Source organism: Micromonospora sp. DH13, from assembly GCF_020873825.1.
GTDB classification, from domain to species: domain Bacteria; phylum Actinomycetota; class Actinomycetes; order Mycobacteriales; family Micromonosporaceae; genus Micromonospora; species Micromonospora haikouensis.
The window spans coordinates 14,277-32,957 of the sequence record NZ_JAHWGR010000026.1; the positions used below are offsets into that span (position 1 = coordinate 14,277).

At 71.2% G+C, this 18,681-nt stretch carries 6 protein-coding genes; 3 read left to right on the top strand and 3 right to left on the bottom strand.

What is annotated here, in order from left to right; all coding sequences use genetic code 11:
- Positions 1 to 871: 871 nt before the first annotated feature.
- Positions 872 to 8,647 (bottom strand): ricin-type beta-trefoil lectin domain protein, encoded by a 7,776-nt coding sequence (locus LPA42_RS22860; RefSeq protein WP_077936664.1) that lies wholly within the window; start codon positions 8,645 to 8,647, stop codon positions 872 to 874.
- A 453-nt stretch (positions 8,648 to 9,100) separates the two neighbouring features.
- Here LPA42_RS22860 and LPA42_RS22865 point away from each other — a divergent pair, with 453 nt between their 5' ends.
- On the top strand, positions 9,101 to 12,295 hold the full coding sequence (locus LPA42_RS22865; RefSeq protein WP_077936663.1) for a DNRLRE domain-containing protein: 3,195 nt from the start codon (positions 9,101 to 9,103) through the stop codon (positions 12,293 to 12,295).
- A 365-nt stretch (positions 12,296 to 12,660) separates the two neighbouring features.
- Here LPA42_RS22865 and LPA42_RS22870 read toward each other — a convergent pair whose 3' ends face one another.
- Both LPA42_RS22870 and LPA42_RS22875 read right to left on the bottom strand, forming a co-directional pair.
- Positions 12,661 to 13,845 carry an alkaline phosphatase PhoX gene (locus LPA42_RS22870; RefSeq protein WP_077936661.1) on the bottom strand — a complete coding sequence of 395 codons (1,185 nt, stop codon included), beginning with the start codon at positions 13,843 to 13,845 and terminating at the stop codon, positions 12,661 to 12,663.
- A gap of 66 nt (positions 13,846 to 13,911) precedes the next feature.
- Positions 13,912 to 16,152, bottom strand: a complete 2,241-nt coding sequence (locus tag LPA42_RS22875) for an efflux RND transporter permease subunit (RefSeq protein ID WP_077936660.1) — start codon at positions 16,150 to 16,152, stop codon at positions 13,912 to 13,914.
- Between the two features lie 110 nt (positions 16,153 to 16,262).
- On the opposite strand from LPA42_RS22875, the gene LPA42_RS22880 reads away from it, so the two are divergent.
- Both LPA42_RS22880 and LPA42_RS22885 read left to right on the top strand, forming a co-directional pair.
- Positions 16,263 to 17,021: a TetR/AcrR family transcriptional regulator gene (locus LPA42_RS22880; protein ID WP_077936659.1), complete on the top strand. Its 759-nt coding sequence runs from the start codon at positions 16,263 to 16,265 to the stop codon at positions 17,019 to 17,021.
- Between the two features lie 11 nt (positions 17,022 to 17,032).
- Positions 17,033 to 18,658, top strand: coding sequence for an NAD(P)/FAD-dependent oxidoreductase (locus LPA42_RS22885; protein WP_077936658.1), 1,626 nt, complete (start codon positions 17,033 to 17,035; stop codon positions 18,656 to 18,658).
- Positions 18,659 to 18,681 lie beyond the last annotated feature (23 nt).

Below are 18,681 nucleotides of genomic sequence, written 5' to 3' on the forward strand. Positions count from 1 at the left end.
GCATCTTACCGCCACTGTAGAACTACCCGATCCCGGCGGGACGATTCCCCGAGAGACCGCCTTGAAGACCTGTCTCAACTCCCAACAGGCTAGGAATATCAGCAGCGAAACGTTGTCCAGTGAAGGCGCGCGTGCGAATCTTGCCAGAGCTGGTATCGCGTCAACAGAATGGGCACTCACTGGGGCTTGGCACTATGTCGTCCAGCAGTCTAACCGAGAGGTCGGCCCGCGACTGCCCAATGCGACCAAGGCTCTTCTTCACGCGTCGATCAGATTCCGAGCTTGACGCCAGAACATGAATTCGGAAAGAATTCTTCGGAATGTAAGTGAGGTGGGGTTCAAGATAAATCGCCACATCGCCGCCCATCCACCAGGACGTCTCCCGCGACGAAGCGAAATCATCTCTTGAAAGATCATTTACGGCATTCAAGACAGCGGCTGGATCCCCGTCGCAGAGGGCCGATTTCCGCCATCCAGTGAGATCTCCCCAGACGGCACTCGCCTCGATCAGGTGGCGTACGCTGGCGTGCCAAGGAAGGAACTCCCTCGACCAAGATACCCCAAAGTATCCATCCACCCTACAAAGTAATCCGCATTGCACAAACTCCGGCTCAGCGAAATTGAACACCTGTTCACCGGCACTAGACAGCCAAATCTTTCCAGACTTGACGCCGAGCCGAATCCAGCCCTCCAACTCGCCCCCGAGAACCGGAAAGGATATTCCTCCGAATTCTCGCTCATGGGAAAGAACGACAGCCTCCGCCGATTCATCGGAGTGCCGTAGAAGATCGGTCGCAGACCGCAAGAACTTTCGCCCTCGCATGGTCAGGAATTCTAGAGCCCTGGGCGTCAATCCATCAATCACCGCTTCTCACCCCCTCCCGTCAAGAAAGTCGAATAGCCTTACACATGACGGGCACTTCGGATAAATTTCGCCATGCACCTCGGGTCCGTACTCTTGACTGCCGCCCATAACCTTGACTGTCGTCGCCTTAGCGCCTGCGAGCTCCGCTCCTTGTAGCTCCAGTTCACACAGCGCCCCAATCTCGGAGCACCCTCTGTGGTGTCCGGTAGCCTCTGCTGCAGTGCGCACCTGAGGCGTTAGATCAGATAACTCTCGAGCACCACTAACCCCTCTCCCAACCATTCCATCCACCGAAACAATTTCACTCGCCGTATTGGTCTTGCCGATACTTTCATCGGCGAGATCGAGTAGTTCGTCGGACGCCTCACCGCAGTTGTGGACGAGTACCGACACATCACCGGCGAGTACATGGTACGTGTGGGTGTTGGCGATGGTGAGGTTGTGGACGGTTGCCCAGGTCGTGACGTGTCGTTTGACCGCGGTGACCTGGACGCGGGTGCCGGCGCTGGTCTGGAGCCACTGGCCAACCTGGAGGTCGGTGGCGTCGACCCACTGCCGAAGCTCGGGTACCCAGAAGGGGTGTCCGTCTGTCGCAGTGATCTTGGAGGTGCCGCTGTCGCCGTCCCCGCCGCTCCGGCCGTCGCTGGTGGTGATGGTGACGAGGTGTTTGGCACCGGTGCCGGTGATCGTGGCGGTGACCGTCTCGACCTCGGTCTCGCCGGTGTCGGCGTTGGTGGCGAGGACCTTGTCACCTGGTGCGATGTCCTCGATGGGCTTGGTCGTGCCGTCGGCCATCAGGACCTTGGTGCCGGGGATGAAACTGTTGTCGGTGTTGCAGCGACCGCCGTCGGCTTTGCCGGTGCCGCCGCCTCCGCTGGAGCCACCGTTGGAGCGGTTGGAGCCGCCCGAGCTGCCGCCGGGTTTGGAGCCCGTTGACTTTCCGCCGCCACCGTTTCTGGTGGTGGCTGCGGTGGAGCCCTTGGGGTTGGCGCGGGCCTGGGCCCCCTTCTGGACGGGGTTGCCGGTCTTCTTGGCCTGCTCGGTGGCGCGGTTGCTGACCGTGTTGACCTTGTCCTGAACCTTCTTCTTGGCCGCTTGGGCCGCCTGCTTGGCGCGTTCGATGGCGATTCTCTTGGCGTTGAGGGCGGCGGTCTCGGCGGCCTTGGCGGCGCGCAGGACGTTCTCGGCGGCGCGTTTGGCGTTCTGAAGGGCGCGGATGGCGCTGAAGGTGCGTTTCACCGCGCTGGCGATCTTCAGCGCGCTCCTGGCGGCCTTCAGGCCTGGGCTCAGCATGCTGGTGACGAGGTCGATGCAGGACCAGACGCTGCCGCCGAAGCAGCCCAGGGCGGCGTTGATGCCGAGGAAGTCCTTCAGGACGTCCCAGGCGACGGACAGGATGATCGAGGTGATGGACTTGCCCATGATGGCCTGGGCGTCCGCCACCTGGGCGGCGGACAGGCCCGCGCCGGCGAGGGCGGCGGCGGTCTCCGACGGGGTCAGCGAGATGGACAGGCCGGAGGGGTCGGTGTGGGTGGCCGGGTTGTTGTGGGCGTAGGTGTAGCCGTTGGACTGCAACGGGTCGGCGGTGTCGAGGACCGGGTCGGCGGAGAGGAACCGGCCGACGCTGGGGTCGTAGAGGCGGGCGCCCAACGGGACGTACCCGGAGGGGTCGTCACGGTTGGCCCCGAGGAACCCGGCCGGGGTCTGCATGTTGGCGGCCAGGGCGGCGGTGCCGCGCTGGTTGCCGAACGGGTCCTGCTTGCGGATCCGGGTGGTCATGGTGGCGTCGAGGGTGACCTCGGCGTACGGGGTGCCCTGGTGGTCGCCGACGACGGCGACGAGGGCGGACGGGTTGGTGCCGTGGGCGTAGCGCAGCACCGACCCGCCCGGGGCGGCGTACGAGCGCTGGCTGCTCACCAGCGCGCCGCCCTGCTGCGTGGTCACCTGCGACTCGCCCAGGTGCAGGGTGGCCTGCCGGCCCTGCACGGTCAGCAGCCGTGAGCCGCCCGGCCCGTAGATGTGCCGGGTCTCGTTCTGCGCCTGCCACTGCTGCGCCGCTGCCCCGCCCGCGCACGCGGCCAGGACGATCGGGGTGCCGTCGGCGGTTGCCGCGTCGCGCACCGCGAGGCACAGCCCCGACGAGGTGTGCCGGAGCTGCCCGGTGGACAGGCGCTCCACCCGCTGGTCGGTGCCACCGTCACAGGCGCGGATCTGCGCCGCCGACCCGGCCGTCGTGCCGGTCGGCTGGACGCACCACGTGTCGTAGATGGACAGGGTGCCCAGGTTGGGGTCGGGCTGCCCGCCGGCCGGGGTGAATGCCCACTTCTGTGCGACCGTGTCGTTGCAGGCGAACAACTGCACCGGCTGACCGGCCGCGGCGTGGCCGGCGTTCAGGTCCAGGCACTTGTTGCCCAGGCCGACGTACGAGGTCCGGCCCTTGCTGCCCTGCCCGGTGATTCGCTCGACCTGGCCGTCGTACGTCCAGGTCAGGGTCTGCTCGTCGCCGTTCTGCACCGAGGTGACCGACTTCGTCTCGCCGGTCAGCTCGTACAGCCGCTGGGCGGCGGCGGTGATCGCGGCGCCGGCCGGGGTGACGTAGTTCTTCGTGACCGTGGTGAGGGTGCGCGGCTGACTGCCGTCGGCCCTGCCGTAGGCGTAGGTGGTGGTGGCGTCCTTGGCGGTGTCGCCAGTGAGGTCCTTCTCCACCAGCTCCGTGCGGTTGCCGAGCAGGTCGTACTCGTACTCCTGCCAGTAGCCGGAGCCGTCCGCGCCGGCCGCCACGTTGAGCACCCCACCGGTGCCCGCCGGGCCGGGCGCGCAGGACGCCTGGTCGGCGGCGGTCCACGCCCGCTTGAGCTGGCCGAGCGCGTCGTACTGGAAGCACTGCCGTTCCTGGATGCCGTCGGCCTGCTCGCGGATGGCCAGGACGTTGCCGGCGTTGTCGTACCAGTAGTGGCGGTTCGACACCAGGTTGCCGCCCACGACGCCGGTGGCGCCGGCCTTCTCGCGGTAGACCTGCTGGCTGGTCAGGGCGCCGCTGGCGTCGTCGTACGAGGCCATGGCCCAGACGCGGTGCGGTTGCGCGCCGAGCGTCGAGCGCAACACCTGGCCGTACGGCGAGTAGACCGTCTCCGCGCCGTACCAGTCCTTGCCGGAGACCGACAGGGGCAGGCCGTCCTTGGTGTAGCGGACCAGCACCTTCTCGGTGGGCAGCGCCCCGACGCCGGGCAGCACGGTCGACTCGGGCATGCCCGTGTCGGTGTAGGTGTAGCCGTACGTGTAGGAGGTTTGCAGCCCCCAGGTGCTGGCGATGCTCGCGGGCAGCGTCAGCGTGGTCGACGTCGGCTGGTAGTCGTCGGTGTAGCCGCCGATGCTCTGGGTGTACGGCAGCCCGTCGGTGTAGCGGGTGGCGGTCGCCGGCAGGCCCTTGCCGCCGGCCACCGTGTCGTAGGTGTACTCGCCGAGCAGGGTGCCGCTGCTGCCGCCGAGCCGCTGCTGGACGGGGCGGGACAGCTCGTCGTAGCCGTTCCACACCGTGACGCCCCGGGCGTTGGTGCTGGTGACCTGCCGGTCCCGGTGGTCGTAGGTGAGGGTGGTGACGCCGGTGTCCGGGTCGGTGGCGCTGACCGGCCGGCCCCGGTGGTCGTAGCTCCAGGTCCACTCCTTCGGGTTCTCGGAGTGGGTGGCCCGCGTCAGTTGGCCCTGCGGGTCGTACTGGTAGCGCATCGAGACGAAGGCGCTGCGGTCGCCCTTGGTGTAGGTGTCGACCCGCGCCGTGCGGCCCAGGGCGTCGGTGAACAGCCGGTACGAGGCCGCGCCCGCCGGGTTGAGCACGGTGGAGTGGTCCGCGCCGTACTCGTAGCGGGTGGACCGCAGCGGCACCTCGACGCCGTTGTGGACGGGCATCTCCTCGACGACCCGTCCGAGCCCGTCGTAGGTGTAGCGGGTGGCGTTGGGCACGGCGGTGTCGGCGGCCGGGGTGAACAGGGTGCCGCTCGGGTTGCCGTCGGCGTAGTAGGCATTGCGGGTCTGCCCCACCTCGCCGGCCCGGTTGTAGAGGGTGTCGGTGATCAGCCGTCCGCCGCCGACGGCCTCCTGTTGGCTCTGCCGTTCCCGGCCCAGGCCGTCGTAGATGGTGACCGCGGTCTCCACCCGGTTCTCGTGACTGCGGGCCTTCGTGGTGACGTACGGGGGCTTGCCCGCCTGGATGGTGTACTCGGCCCGGAAGTCGGGGATCGCCCCGGCCGACGGGGCGCGGCCGGCGGCCCACGCCTCGACGAGGCGGCCCAGGGCGTCGAACTTCGACTCGCTGACCCGGTCGTTGAGGTCGGTGCTGCGCACCACGACCCCGCGGCCGGGGTCGAACTCCTGGATCTGCCGGTGGTCGAGGGAGTTCTTCTCCTCGACCTGGAAGGGCTGGCCGGCGGTCGGGGTGTAGGTGGTCGTGGAGGTCTTCAGGTCGGGGTCGGTGCGGGAGACGACCCGGCCGAGGGCGTCGAAGCCGACGGTGCCGTCGGACTGGAAGCCGGAGCCGTCGCCCTTCAGCGACCAGGTCTGGGTGACCAGGGCGCGGGTGTCCGCCGCCAGGGCGGTCCCGTACGCCGCGCCGTCGTAGCCGATCCGGCTGGCGGAGCTGAGCGACGCCAGGTTCGTCCAGGTGGCGGCGGCGCAGGTGGTGGGGCTGGTCAGCATCTGCTGGGTCAGGCCGACCAGGTTCCGGTCGAGCCGGTGCAGGTAGCTGAGCTGGGTGCACGTCTCGTCGCCGGTCTTGCCGGTGTCGCCCAGCGACTCGATCTGCGTCGGCAGGCCGTGCGTGGCGTCGTAGCTGGTCTTCGTCTCGACCTTCCGCGTGGTGCGGGTGTCGTCGCCGGTGCCGGAGGAGCGGCTGTGCGCGACCACCCGGGATTCGGTGACCCGCCAGGCGCGCAGCGGGCTGAGCCCGTCGTCCCGGTCCCGCCGGCCGAGTTCCTCGGCCGCCGGGTAGGTGACGCTGCGGGTGAGCCAGTCGCCGGCCGCGGCGTCGGCGGTGGGGTAGGTGAGTTCCTCGGCGATGCGGCCGGCGAACGGCTCGCGGTCCTTGGCGATCTCCTGGCCGGCGGTGTCCTCGACGGACACGTCGTCGCCCAGGCCCCGGAAGTATCGGGTGACGGACTTCGTCGCCACGCTGCCGTCGCCGTGGTCCGCGTCGGTCTCGCCGGTGCGGACGGTGACCTGCGCGAAGCCGGCGAACTGCGAGTAGGTCCGGGCCGACTTCTTGGTGAACTCCTGCTCGGCGAGCTTCCATCCGGGGTCGGCGTAGCTGTACCGGGTGAGGGTGCTGACCGCCGGGCCGTCGATGGCGGGGAGTTCCTCGACGCTGTCCACCACGTACTTGTGGAACCAGTCGATTTCTTCGGCGCTGGGGTCGGGGTGCCAGAAGGACGGGTAGCAGAGCCGGTTGTTGTTCTTCAGCGCGGTGGTGTCCGTCTTGCCGGGCAGTCCGGTGCCGGTGGCGCAGTCGCCCGTCGGCTGCTTGTAGCTGACGACGGTCTCGCCGCCGTACTCGTTGATGATGCGGGCGATGCGCAGCCGGGAGAACCCGGGGCGGTCGTCGTTGCGCACCCGGTTCGGCATGTCCTCGGGGTTGGCCTCGAAGCGCACCGGGTTCAGGGTGATCTTGTCGGTGCCGCCGGTGGGCCCGTACCCGGTGCGGGTGATCGACTCCAGCCAGAGCGCGGTGTTCGGGCCGGTCCGGGTGGTGGGGAACGCCTGCGCGAGCTGGTACTCGTCGACCACCTGGCGGGCGGTGCTGCCGGGCTGCCGCTGCGCCGAGGTGGTGATCTTGTCGAGCCGCTTGCGGGTGAAGAAGGACGGGGAGGCGTTCCAGCACTTCTTGTCGTCACTGCAACGCAGGTCAGCCGGGGTGTCGTACCAGATCCGGTACTTGGCCGGGTCGCTGCTGGTGAAGTTGGCCTCGGTGCAGGTGACGGTGCCCTCGGCGAAGCACCGTTCCGCCACCGTGAAGGTGATCTGGGCGGCCGGGGCGGCGGAGAAGATGGTGTTGGCGCGCTGCCCGTAGTCGATCCGGGTGAGGTAGCCGCCCCGGTCGTACGAAACGGGGGCCTTGAAGTTGAAGTTGCGCGCGTAGTGGTTGGTCTCCTTGGCCCACCACAGGCTCATCGCGTTGCCGTGGACGTCCTCGACGTAGTCCAGCGACCAGCGCCAGGCCTGGGTGCAGACCGAGCCGGCCCAGTTGCCCGCCTGGTAGCAGTCCTCGCCCGCGTGGTTGCCGTAGACCGGGACGGTCAGCACCGAGTTGGTGACCGGGTCCCCGGTGGACCAGCCGGGGAGGCGGTGCATCCCGAAGTGGTGACGGGTGCCGTCGCGGGTGGTGACGATCCAGTACTCACCGTCGGCATCGCCGTTCGCCTTGCCGGTGTCCTCGACCAGCTCCACCCGGGAGCCGTCGCCGTTGGCGGTGAACCAGGTTTCCTCGTCGGCGTCCCAGACGAGTTCGGTGGTCATGCCGCCGAGGGAGAGGGTCGCGTTGTCGGAGCCCCAGCACAGGTCGCCGGTGCGGTGCGTGGCGTTGTTCGCACCCGACTTCTTCGAGTCCTGCGTGCAGTTGGCGTAGCTGCGGGTGATGGATCCGGCGCTGTAGTCCCAGCCGTCGCCGATCCAGGATGCCTGGTTGTTGGTGGCCGAGGTCCGGCCGTCGACCGACTGCGAGGAGTAGCCCAGGTTCACCCGGGGCATCAGGCCACCGGGAGCCTCCGGCACCTGCACCTGGTAGCCGTAGGTGAACGCGCCGGAGGAGGCGCCGGCCGCCCAGGAACCGGAGGAGAGCAACGGGGTGGCGGTGTAGTCGCCACCGGCCGAGGCCCCGGTGTCGAGCACGCCGACGACCCCGGCGCCGGCGGCGCTCGCCGCGCTGCGCGCGCCCGCGGCGCCGCTCGGGCCGGCGAGCAGCGACCCGATCGAGACACTGCCGTTGACGAGTCGGCGGGTGCCGTCGTCGTCGGTCGCGGTCGGCGCCTCGTCGGCCGGCACCAGTTCCGTCTCGCTGGACACGGCCGCCCCGGCGTCCGGGCCGGGTGCCTGGTAGGGGCTGAAAGCCAGGGGCGGCGCGCCGCCGGTGTCTGGGGCGCAGTCCCCGCCGTCCGGGTCGTCGTAGACGCAGCTGGGCAGCAGCACCAGGCCGAACCGGTCGGCCGCCTGCGGGCCGTAGAGGTCGGCGAAAGGCGTGTAGTCGACGCTGAGGGCCACCTCCGCGTCCGGGTCCGCGGTCACCGGCGGGGTGATCTTCATGATCAGGCCGGGGGCCCCGACGGCCTGGGACGCCTCCGGGCTGGAAAGGTCGACCTTCCAGGTGCCGGCCAGGTCGGCCGGGTCGCCGCCCTCGGGTACGCCGAGGGCGACCGGCAGGTCCTCGACCGGCAGCGGCGTGCCGGGGGTCGCGGCCGTCAGGTCCACCTCGCCGCTGTCCTGCTGCCACGGGGTGACCGCCTGCGGCTCGTACGGGTCCACCGGCACCTCGTCGGCGGTGGTCAGCTCCGTCTCGGCGTCCGCGTCGTGGTCGACGTGCTTGATCGTGGGGATATCGGGCAGCTCGACCGGCATCCCGGTGCGGCTCATCCCAGCGCCGGGCACCGCCCACGCCTGCGCAGGCGCGAGCGCCACCAGCAGGTTGACCGAGAGCGCCAGCGCCAGGGCCCGACGGGTGGGCGACCACCGCCGGCGGCCCGTGACCGGTCGGGCGGGTCGGCCGGGACGCCGTCGGGACAGCAATCCGGTACCAGGCATACGTCGGCTCCCACCCAGGCGCGAAGACGGAAGAGATCGCGGTACGACCGCGATGGCACGGCACGCGCCGGGCGTGGCACGCCTGAGCACTGTGGATCAACCAGCACTCTTACTCAAGGTAACTGGACGTGATCAGAGCGACATGCCAGTGATCCTGGTCACGGCTTATTTCCTCGCGAGGGCCGTCGAGGCAACGGATTCCCCCCTTGACGGATCAATCCGCACATGACCGGCAAGTTGGGCCGAGGAAAGCCGCGTAGGTCAACTCTTGGTCGCGACTCTCGACGACAGCGCGTACAAGATCACGAATCGATAACGGAAGAAAGTGTGACGAGCTGGCGACTGGTTGTGCGATCGTGTGCCCGCGCTTGCTGCCCCGTGGCCCTCCGCCGGACGGGATCGCTCGTCGTTGCCGCCGCCCTGTCCGCCCGGCCCCCACGGGAGTAGACCGCCGTGACCGTGCCTCGCCTGCTCAGCCCTTTCCTGCGTACGCGTACCCGGCAGCTCTGCACCCTGGGCTTCCTGCTGGTCGCGCTCCTCGTGGCCGGGCTGCCGTACTGGCTACGCGCCGACGACAGCCGACCTTCCCGACCACAGCGGGCCACCGAGGCCGCGCCGGTGGACACCGTCGGCCGGGACTACGCGGCCGCGATGGCCGAGGCCCGACGCACCGGTCAGGAGGTGCCCGTCGACACCGCCACCACCGCCACCTCGCTCACCTGGGCGCGCCCGGACAGCAAGCTCCGCACCACCTTCCACGCGGTGCCCCAGCGCGCGAAGACCGCCTCCGGGCAGTGGGCCCCGATCGACACCACCCTCGCCCGGGCCGGCAACACCCCCGCCGGGCTCGATGTCACGCCGGCCAACGCGCCGGTGCCGGTCCGCTTCTCCGCCGGCAGCCCTTCCGCGGCGAAGCAGGGCGGGCAGTCGAGCGGCACCACCAACTCCCTGCGGCTCGCCCCGGCCCACCAGCCCGAGAGTCCCGCCGAGACCGCCCTCGCCGAGGTGCAGATCGACGGCCACACGATCACGTACCTGTGGCCCGGCCTCCTGCCGGAACCGGTGCTGGACGGGCCCCGCGCGCTCTACCCTGAGGTGTTGCCCGGTGTCGACCTACTCGTCGTCGCCCGAGAAGAGGGCGGGTTCGGGCAGTTGCTGATTGTCAAGAACCGGAACGCCGCCACCCTCGACGCCGTCGACACCCTGACCTACGGGCTTCGGTCCGCGACGGCCGTCTTCCGCCACCAGCAACTCACCAGCGGGGTGCAGATCCTCGACCCGGCCAGCGGTGCGGAGATCGGCTCCATCCCCAGCCCGTTCGCCTGGGACTCCGCCGGCCGGGAACCCACCTCGCCCGAGACGCCGCTGCGCACGGCAGTGGACACCAGCGCCGACGTGCTACAGCTCTCCGGCCTCAGCGGCGCCGAGCCCGGTTCCCGTCAGGGCCCGATGCCCACCCGACTCGACGGTGAGGACACCGGCGAGGCCCGGTTGCACCTGGACGCCGCCGCCACCGGCCTGCTCACCGATCCCGAGGCGCTCTTCCCGCTCTTCCTCGATCCGACCCTCAAGACAGGACTGCAGTCCTGGGCCACCGTCTACAAGCAGAGCCCGAACACCAACACCTACCACAGCACCAACTTCAACAGCGGCACCTCGGACGCCCGGGTCGGCTACGACGAGGACACCCCCCTGACGACGCGTTCCTTCTGGCGAATGGGCTTCGACAGCAAGATCAAGGGAACGGTGGTCAGCGAGGCCGGCTTCCGGGTGCTGAACAACCACTCCTGGTCCTGCACGGCCCGGGAGATGCAGCTCTGGCTCACCGGAGCCATCTCCTCCAGCAGCACCTGGCAGAAGCAACCGGCATGGGAGTCCGTGCAGCAGAAGCGGTCCTTCGCCCACGGCTACGGCAGCAGCTGTGACGACGAGTACGTCCGGTTCGACGTGCTGGGCGCGGCACAGGAGGCCGCCACCAAGGGCTGGGGAAGCATCACCCTCGGCATGCGCGCCACCAGCGAGTCCGACACGCTGACCTGGCGCAAGTTCAAGGCCAACACGGCCGAGCTGGAGGTCGTCCACAACCGTCCCCCGGGCGAGCCGACGGACGGCCGGACCTCGCCCGGCGGCGCTTGCGTGCCCGGCCCCGGCGGCGGCGCCACCATCGCCCGGACCACGATCTCCCTGTCGGCGAAGGCCATCGACCCGGACGGCAACCTCAAGGGGCTGCGCTTCCGCTTCTGGCGGACGGGCACCACGGTGCCCGCGGGCACCCTCGTCACCGACACGCAAGCCGAGGGTGACTACAGAATAGGCAGCCGGACGATCCTCCCCAGCGACCTGGAGGACGGGGTCACCTACTCCTGGGACGTCCGCGCCGAGGACTCCTCGAACGCCTCCTCCTCGTACTACCCGCCCGGCACCGAGCCGTGCCGCTTCACCATCGACGCGTCCGCGCCCCCGGCTCCAGACGTCGCCAGCAACGTGTGGCTGGAGGCGACCCCGGACGGCGCCACCTGGTCCACCGTGAAGTTCGGGCAGACCGGGCCGGTCGAGTTCAGCGCGGCGGGCGCCGCCCAGTTCACCTACTCGTTCGAGAGCATCAACCCCCTCACGATCCCGGCCAGCGGCGGCAAGGCCACCGTGGCCGGTCTGGCTCCCCGGCACGCCGGCCCGAACACCCTGCACGTGTACGCCCTCGACGCGGTCGGCAACCGCAGCGTCCGCACCGACTACACCTTCTACGTGCCGCCCAGCGAGACTGCCGACAAACCCGGCGACGTCACCGGCGACGACCTGCCCGACCTGATCCTCGTCGATGCCACGGGCAACCTGCGCACCTACGCGGGCGATGAGGGCGGCGAGTTGTACTCGTGGCTCGCCGCCTCCTACACCACCGGCAACGAACTGAACCCGCCGGGACATTGGTGGGACGCGGGTGCCGCCAAGGCGGCCCTGATCGCCAAGTACGACGACGCCTACCCGGGCGACGGCGTCACCGACCTGTTCGCCCGCACCCCCGACGGCCGATTCTGGCTCTACCCCGGCGACGGGTACGGCAGTTTCGACGTCAACCGCCGGCTGCGGGTCCTGCTGCCGCCCGGCGCGCCGGATCCGGGCACCTGGACCCAGATCAAGGCCGTCGGTGACGTCACCGGCGATCAACGGCCGGACCTGGTGGTACGGGCCGGGACGGCGTTCTGGATGCTCGGTGGCTACACCGGGGCGAGCTTCCAGGAGGCGACCCTGATGGAGGGGTCCGCCTGGGGGCGCCGGGACATCGTCAACGTGGCGGACGTCGACGTCGACGGCACCCCCGACCTGCTCTGGCGCAACCTGGACAACGGCAACATGTACGTCCGCCACGGCCTGCCCGGGGCGGCAGCGGGCAGCGTCGACCTGCACTCGCTCAAGCAGGCCGCCAACTCGCGCGATGGCGACGTCTCCTATGGCACCGGCTGGACGGAGGCGGCGATGAGCTCGGTGATCGCGATCCCGGACGTCAGCGGCGACCAGGTGCCCGACCTCTGGGTCCGGTCTGGCGCCGACGGTCAGATCCGGGTCTACCACCCCTCCGCCACGAGTGCCGGCACCCCGGTGAAGGTCGTGCTGGGCGCGGACTGGAGCACCATGAAGTCCTTCGGCTGATCCACCTCACGACAACCAGCAGGCTCCGCAAGCAGAACCCGCCAATGCGGTGAACAGCCACTAGGGAGCTGAGTCACCTACGACATCACGCCGCCCGGCCCTCCCCGCCCTCCCTACCGGCCCCGGCGCGTCCCGGCCCGGCGCGGTGATCAAGAGGAATGTGTCATCGTCGAGATCATTCTTGACGCATTCCTCTTGATCACCGGAGTGCTGGGGTGGCCATCGGGTACTGGGGTGGGTGGGTGATGTCGTAAGTGACTCAGCTCCCTAGCGGGCGGGCCGGGTCACGTCAGCGACCTCCGGGCATCCGGTGGCGCAGCCGTTCGGAGGGCAATCGTCGGCGGCCCAGCGGTCAGGGTCAGGGGTCAGCGGCGGAAGGGGCCGGTGATCTCGTACGTGATGCCGTCGGAGCCGGTGACCGCCCCGCTGACGCCCCGCTGCGAGGAGAAGTAGAGGCGGCTGCCGTCCGGGGAGAAGGCCGGGCCGGTCAGCTCCGAGCCGGACTGCCCGAGCAGGCGCAGGAACGGGGTGACCACGCCGGCCGGGGTGATCATGTTGATCTCCATGTTGCCGCCGTCCTCGGCCACGTACAGGTCGCCGGAGCGGGTGCCGGTGATGTTGTCGACGCCGGTGAGCGGGGCCGCCCCGGCGGGCACCAGCGAGTCGTCGTACGCGAGGTCGAGGCGCTGGTTGGCGGCGTCGTACGCCCAGACCCGGTTGTCGCCCTTGGTGGTGAACCAGCAGGTGCCCCGGTCGTACCAGCAGCCCTCGCCGCCGTCGAAGTGCTGTGCCGCGCCGACCTGGCGGCGGGTGGGCACGGGGAAGCCGTCTCGGTCGGGCACGTCGGCCCAGGTCACCGGGCCGGTCACCTGGCCGGCGGGCGCACAGAGCACCTGGAGCCGGCCGGTGCGCAGGTCGCCCCAGGTGTCGGGGACGAACCGGTAGAAGCAGCCGTCCTCCTCGTCCTCGGTGAGGTAGACGACGCCCCGGTCGGGGTCGCAGGCGGCGGCCTCGTGGGTGAACCGACCCATCCGGGTGCGCTCCTCGGCGGCGCGGCTGCCGTCGGGCCAGGTTTCCATGACCCGGCCGAGCGGCGCCTCCTCGCAGGAGAGCCAGGTGCCCCACGGGGTGGCCCCGCCGGCGCAGTTGAGGTTGGTCCCGCCGAGGATCCGGTACGCCGAGGCGATGCTGCCGTCGGCGCGGAACCGCACGGCCGACGTGCCGCCGGCGAGCGGGATCTCGGAGTTGGAGACGTAGATCCAGCCGTCGGGGGCGGGGAAGCACGCGCCGCCGTCGGGGGCCCAGTGCCACAGGTAGGAGGTGCCGGCGACCCGCTGCCCGGAGCGGGCGACCACCCGGCTGGTGAAGCCGGCGGGCAGTTGGATGCCGTTGGCGTCGGCGGCGAGCAGGTCCCCGTACGGGCCGGGGCCGGGCTGGGCCGGGCCGGCGGCGAGGGCCGGCGCGGAGAGGGCGGCGGAGGCCCAGAGGCTGCCGCAGAAGGCGGCGGCCCCGCCGGCGACGGTGGCGCGCAGGACGGTACGACGGTCCATCGGTTACCTCCCGGTAGGGTCGATGCCCCACCGACGGTAGAGCCGGCGGAGCATCGACACCAGTGACTACCCGATGAACGCGGGGTGACGGCTCTCCGGCCCTACGGGCTCCGGTTCGACCGCGTCCGGGGCGGCCTGTTCCGCCGCGCCGCCGGCCCCGGGTCCGGCCGGGTCGTCCGACTCGCGGATGCCGAAGCGGCGGTAGACCGCGCCGAGCGGGCCCGGGGCCCACCAGTTCCAGCGGCCGAGCAGACGCATGGTGGCCGGCACCAGCAGCGCCCGGACCAGGGTCGCGTCGACCACGATCGCCACGATCATGCCGACCCCGATCAGCTTGATGTACGCCATCGCGCCGGTGGCGAAGCCGGCGACCACGATGACCAGCAGCAGGGCGGCGGCGGTGATGATCCGGCCGGTGCGTTGCAGGCCGGCGGCCACCGACGCGGTGTTGTCGCCGGTGCGGTCCCACTCCTCGCGGACCCGGGAGAGCAGGAACACCTCGTAGTCGGTGGCCAGCCCGAACAGCACGGCGAGCATGAGGATCACGTTGCTCGGCTCGATGAACCCGGTCGAGGTGAAGCCGAGCAGCCCGGACAGGTGCCCGTCCTGGAAGATCCAGACCACCACGCCGAACGACGCGCCGATGGAGAGCAGGTTCATCAGCACCGCCTTGACCGGCAGCACCACCGAGCCGAACGCGAGGAAGAGCAGCAGCAGGGTCGCGCCTGCCATCAGCAGGGCCATCCAGGGCAGCCGGTCGCCGAGGCTGCCCAGCAGGTCCCGGTCGACGCCGGGCCGGCCGCCGACGAGCACCCGCGCGCCGTCCGGGGCGGGCAGGGCGCGCAGGTCGCCGACGAGGTCCCGGGCGGCGTCGCCGGTCGGCTCGCCCGGGTAGGCGACGGCGAGCAGCGTCGAGGCCCCCCGGGTCGCGGCGACCCGCACGCCGGTCACCCCGGGCACCGCCGCGATCCGGTCGGCGAACGGCCCGACCGCGTCGGCCGGCACGCCGGTGACCAGCACGTCGATCGGGGCGATGGTGCCGCCGGGGAACTGCGCGGCGATCCGCTCGGAGACCACCCGGGGCCCGGCGTCGGCCGGGAGCACCCGCTCGTCGACGCCGCCGAACTCGGCGCGCAGGAACGGGGTGGCCAGCAGCCCCAGGATCAGGGCCACCCCGACCAGGTAGGGCACCGGGCGGCGCATCACGCTGCGCGCGATCCGGGCCCAGGCGCCGCTGGTGTCGGCGTGCGCCGGCCGCCCACGGCCCGCCCCACGCCGCCACGGCACGGGTACGCGCACCGCGTCGACCCGGCGGCCGAGCACCGCGAGCAGGGCCGGCAGCACGGTGAGCGCCGCGAGCATGGCGACCAGCACGGCGGCCATCCCGCCGAGGCCCATCGAGCGCAGGAACGGCTGTGGGAAGACCAGCAGGCTGGCCATGGCGAGGGCGACGGTGAGCCCGGAGACGAGGACGGTGCGGCCGGCGGTGGCCATGGTGCGGCGTACCGCCTCGGCGGTGTCGCGGCCGGCGGCGAGTTCCTCGCGGAACCGGCTGACCACGAACAGGGCGTAGTCGACGGCCATGCCGAGGCCGATCAGGGTGATCACGTTGATCGCGAAGATCGACATGTCGGTGATCATGTTGAGCAGCCGGACGGCGACGAACGCGCCGAGGATGGCGAGCCCGCCGACGAGCAGCGGGGTGGTGGCGGCGACCAGCCCGCCGAAGATCAGCACGAGCAGGACCAGCAGCACCGGCATGGAGAGCAGCTCGGCGCGGGTGATGTCCTCGGTGGTCTGCTCGTTGGCGTACCGCTGGAAGGCCACCGCGCCGCCGAGCTCGGTGCGCAGCCCGGGGGCGTCGAACGCGGGCCGCACCGCGTCGTACGCCTCGGCGCGGGCGTCCTCGTCGACGCCGTCGAGCTGGACGAGGGCGTAGGTGGCCCGGCGGTCGGTGGACACCAGGTGGGGCGCCGGGGTGTCGTAGAAGGTGGTCACGCTGTCGATCTCGGGGCGCTGGCGCAGCGCCGCGACGGTGGCGGCGACCGGGTCGCGGAACGCCGGCTGGTCGACGGTGGCGGTGTCGCTGGACCAGAGCACGATCACGTCGGCGCCCTGCCGGCCCAGCTCGGCGGTGATCCGCTCGGCCGTGCGGCTGGACTCGCTGGCCGGGTCGGCGAACCCACCACCGCTGAGCTGGCCGAAGACGCCGGTCCCCCAGGTCGCGCCGAGCGCCATGAGCGCCACGGCGGCGGCCAGCACGGCCCAGCGGGCCCGCACCACCACCCGCCCCCACCAGTCGAACATCGCATTCCCCCTCACCGACCGTTTAAGGTCGTGGTCAGTAACCATGGCTCTCAGAAGTGAACGCCGTTTACTATGACTACGGTGTTCGCTCCAGTCAAGGGGGTTCACGCATGTCCGCACCGACCCGCCGGGAACGGCTACGCGCGACCACCCTGTCCGAGATCAAGGACGGGGCTCGCCGGCTGCTCGTGACCGGCGGGGTCGAGGCGATCTCCCTGCGCGCCATCGCCCGCGACATGGGGATGACCGCGCCCGCCATCTACCGCTACTTCCCCAACCTGGAGGCCCTCGTCGGCGCGCTGGCCGGCGACCTCTACGACGAGCTGCGCGGCATCATCGAGGCGGCCCGGGACGCCGCCGGCGGAAAACCCGTCGACCAGCTCACGGCCATGTGCCGGGCGATGCGCCACTGGGCCGTCGCGCACCCCGCCGAGTTCAGCCTGATCTTCGGCAACCCCGTCCCGGGGGTCGCCGCGTTCACCGACGCCTGCGCCGACGCCGAGCACCCGGGCGCGCGGTTCGGGGCGGTCTTCCTCGCCCCGTTCCTCGCGCTGACCTGGGGCGCGGCGCTGCCCGGCCCCCCGGCCGACGTGCTGCACCAGCAGCTCGGCTGCCACCTCGCCCCGCTCACCGCCAAGCACGGCGAGCTGCCGATCGAGGTCGCGTACGCGTTCCTGTCGGCCTGGACCCGGCTCTACGGCCTGGTCGCCATGGAGGTCTTCGGCCACCTCACCTGGGCCGTGGACTCCCCCGGGGCGCTGTTCGAGACCGAACTCGCCGCGCTGCTCGGCCAGCTGCGCGGGGCACCCGACGGCGGCCCGCCGACCGGGAACGGCGACGGCCCCCCGGCCGGGTCGGCGCGGCACTAGGCTGCCCCAGCATGAGCGAGCACAGCGGCACGACCGCGACGAGCAACGCGAGTGACCTGCCGGCCCGCGCCGACGTGGTGGTCGTCGGCTCCGGGCACAACGGGCTGGTCTCGGCGATCCTGCTGGCCCGCGCCGGCCTCGACGTGCTGGTGCTGGAGGCCGCCGGGGTGATCGGCGGGGCCACCCGCACCGAGAACCCGTTCCCGAAGGTGCCCGGGCTGCGCCACTCCACCGGGTCCTACCTGCTCGGCCTGATGCCGCCGGAGCTGCTCGCCACGCTCGACGTGCGCATCCCCGTGCTGCGCCGCGACCCGCACTACTTCCTGCCCACCCCGGGCGGCACCGGGTCGCCGTACCTGCTGATGGGCAGCGACACGGCCGCCACCCGGCGGCAGCTCGCGGACTTCTTCTCCCCCGCCGACGTGGCCGCCGACGACGCCATGCAGGCCGAGCTGGCCCAGCTCCGCGACGACCTGGCGCCCGCCTGGCTGGCCGAGCCGCTGCCGGCCGAGGAGATCGCGCAGCGGCACGTCCGGCCCGCCCTGCGGCAGGTCTTCGTCGACCTCGTGCGCGGCTCCGTCGCCGACTACCTGGCCCGCTTCGACTTCCGCTCCGAGCTGCTGGTCAGCATGTACGCGGTCACCGACGGGCTGTCCGGGCTCAACGCCGGCCCGGACGACCCCGGCACCGGGCACAACTTCCTCGTGCACAACATGTGCCGACTGCCCGGATCCGACGGCACCTGGATGATCGCCGAGGGCGGCATGGGCACCGTCTCGCGCACCTTCGCCGACGCGGCCCGCGCCGCCGGGGCGCGCATCCTGACCGACGCCCCGGTCACCGCGATCACTCTCGACGGCGGCGCGGCCAGCGGCGTGACCCTCGCCGACGGCCGGCACGTGGCCGCCCGGGTGGTGCTCGGGGCGTGCGACCCGTACCGGCTGATGGACCTGCTGCCCGACGGCGCGCTCCCGGCGGAGCTGGGCGCGCGGATGGCGGCCGTCCGCCGGCCCGGCACCACCCTCAAGGTCAACCTGGCGCTGACCGGGTTGCCCCGCTTCTCCTGCCTGCCCCCCGGCGCGCCCAGCCCGTTCGGCTCCACCATCCACCTGCTGCCCGGCTCGGCGTCGCTGGTCGGCGGCGGGGGCGAGCCGCCGATGGCGGCGTTGCGCGCCATGTGGGCCGACGTGCAGGCCGGGCGGCTGCCCGCCGAGCCCACCATCGAGTGGTATCTGCACACCACCGTCGACCCGTCGCTGTCCGACGCCGAAGGGCACCACTCGTCGGCCCTGTTCGTGCAGTCGGTGCCCTACGCGCTCGCCGACGGCACCTGGGACGCGGCCCTGCCCGGCTACGTCGACCGGCTGATCGGCATCTGCGAGCGGTACGCGCCCGGCACCGGCGACCTGATCGCCGACGCCGTGCCGCTGACCCCGGCCGGCATCGAGGCGCACTTCGGCATCACCGGCGGGCACATCCACCACGTCGACAACACCGTCTCCTTCACCGACCGGATGCCGTACGCCACCGGCGTCAACGGCGTCTACGCCGGCAGCGCCGGCTGCCACCCGGCGGGCAGCGTCATCGGGGCGGCCGGCCACAACGCGGCCCGCCGCATCCTCGCCGACTGGGTGTAAGGAGGGGCCCCTTGTTAACGCCT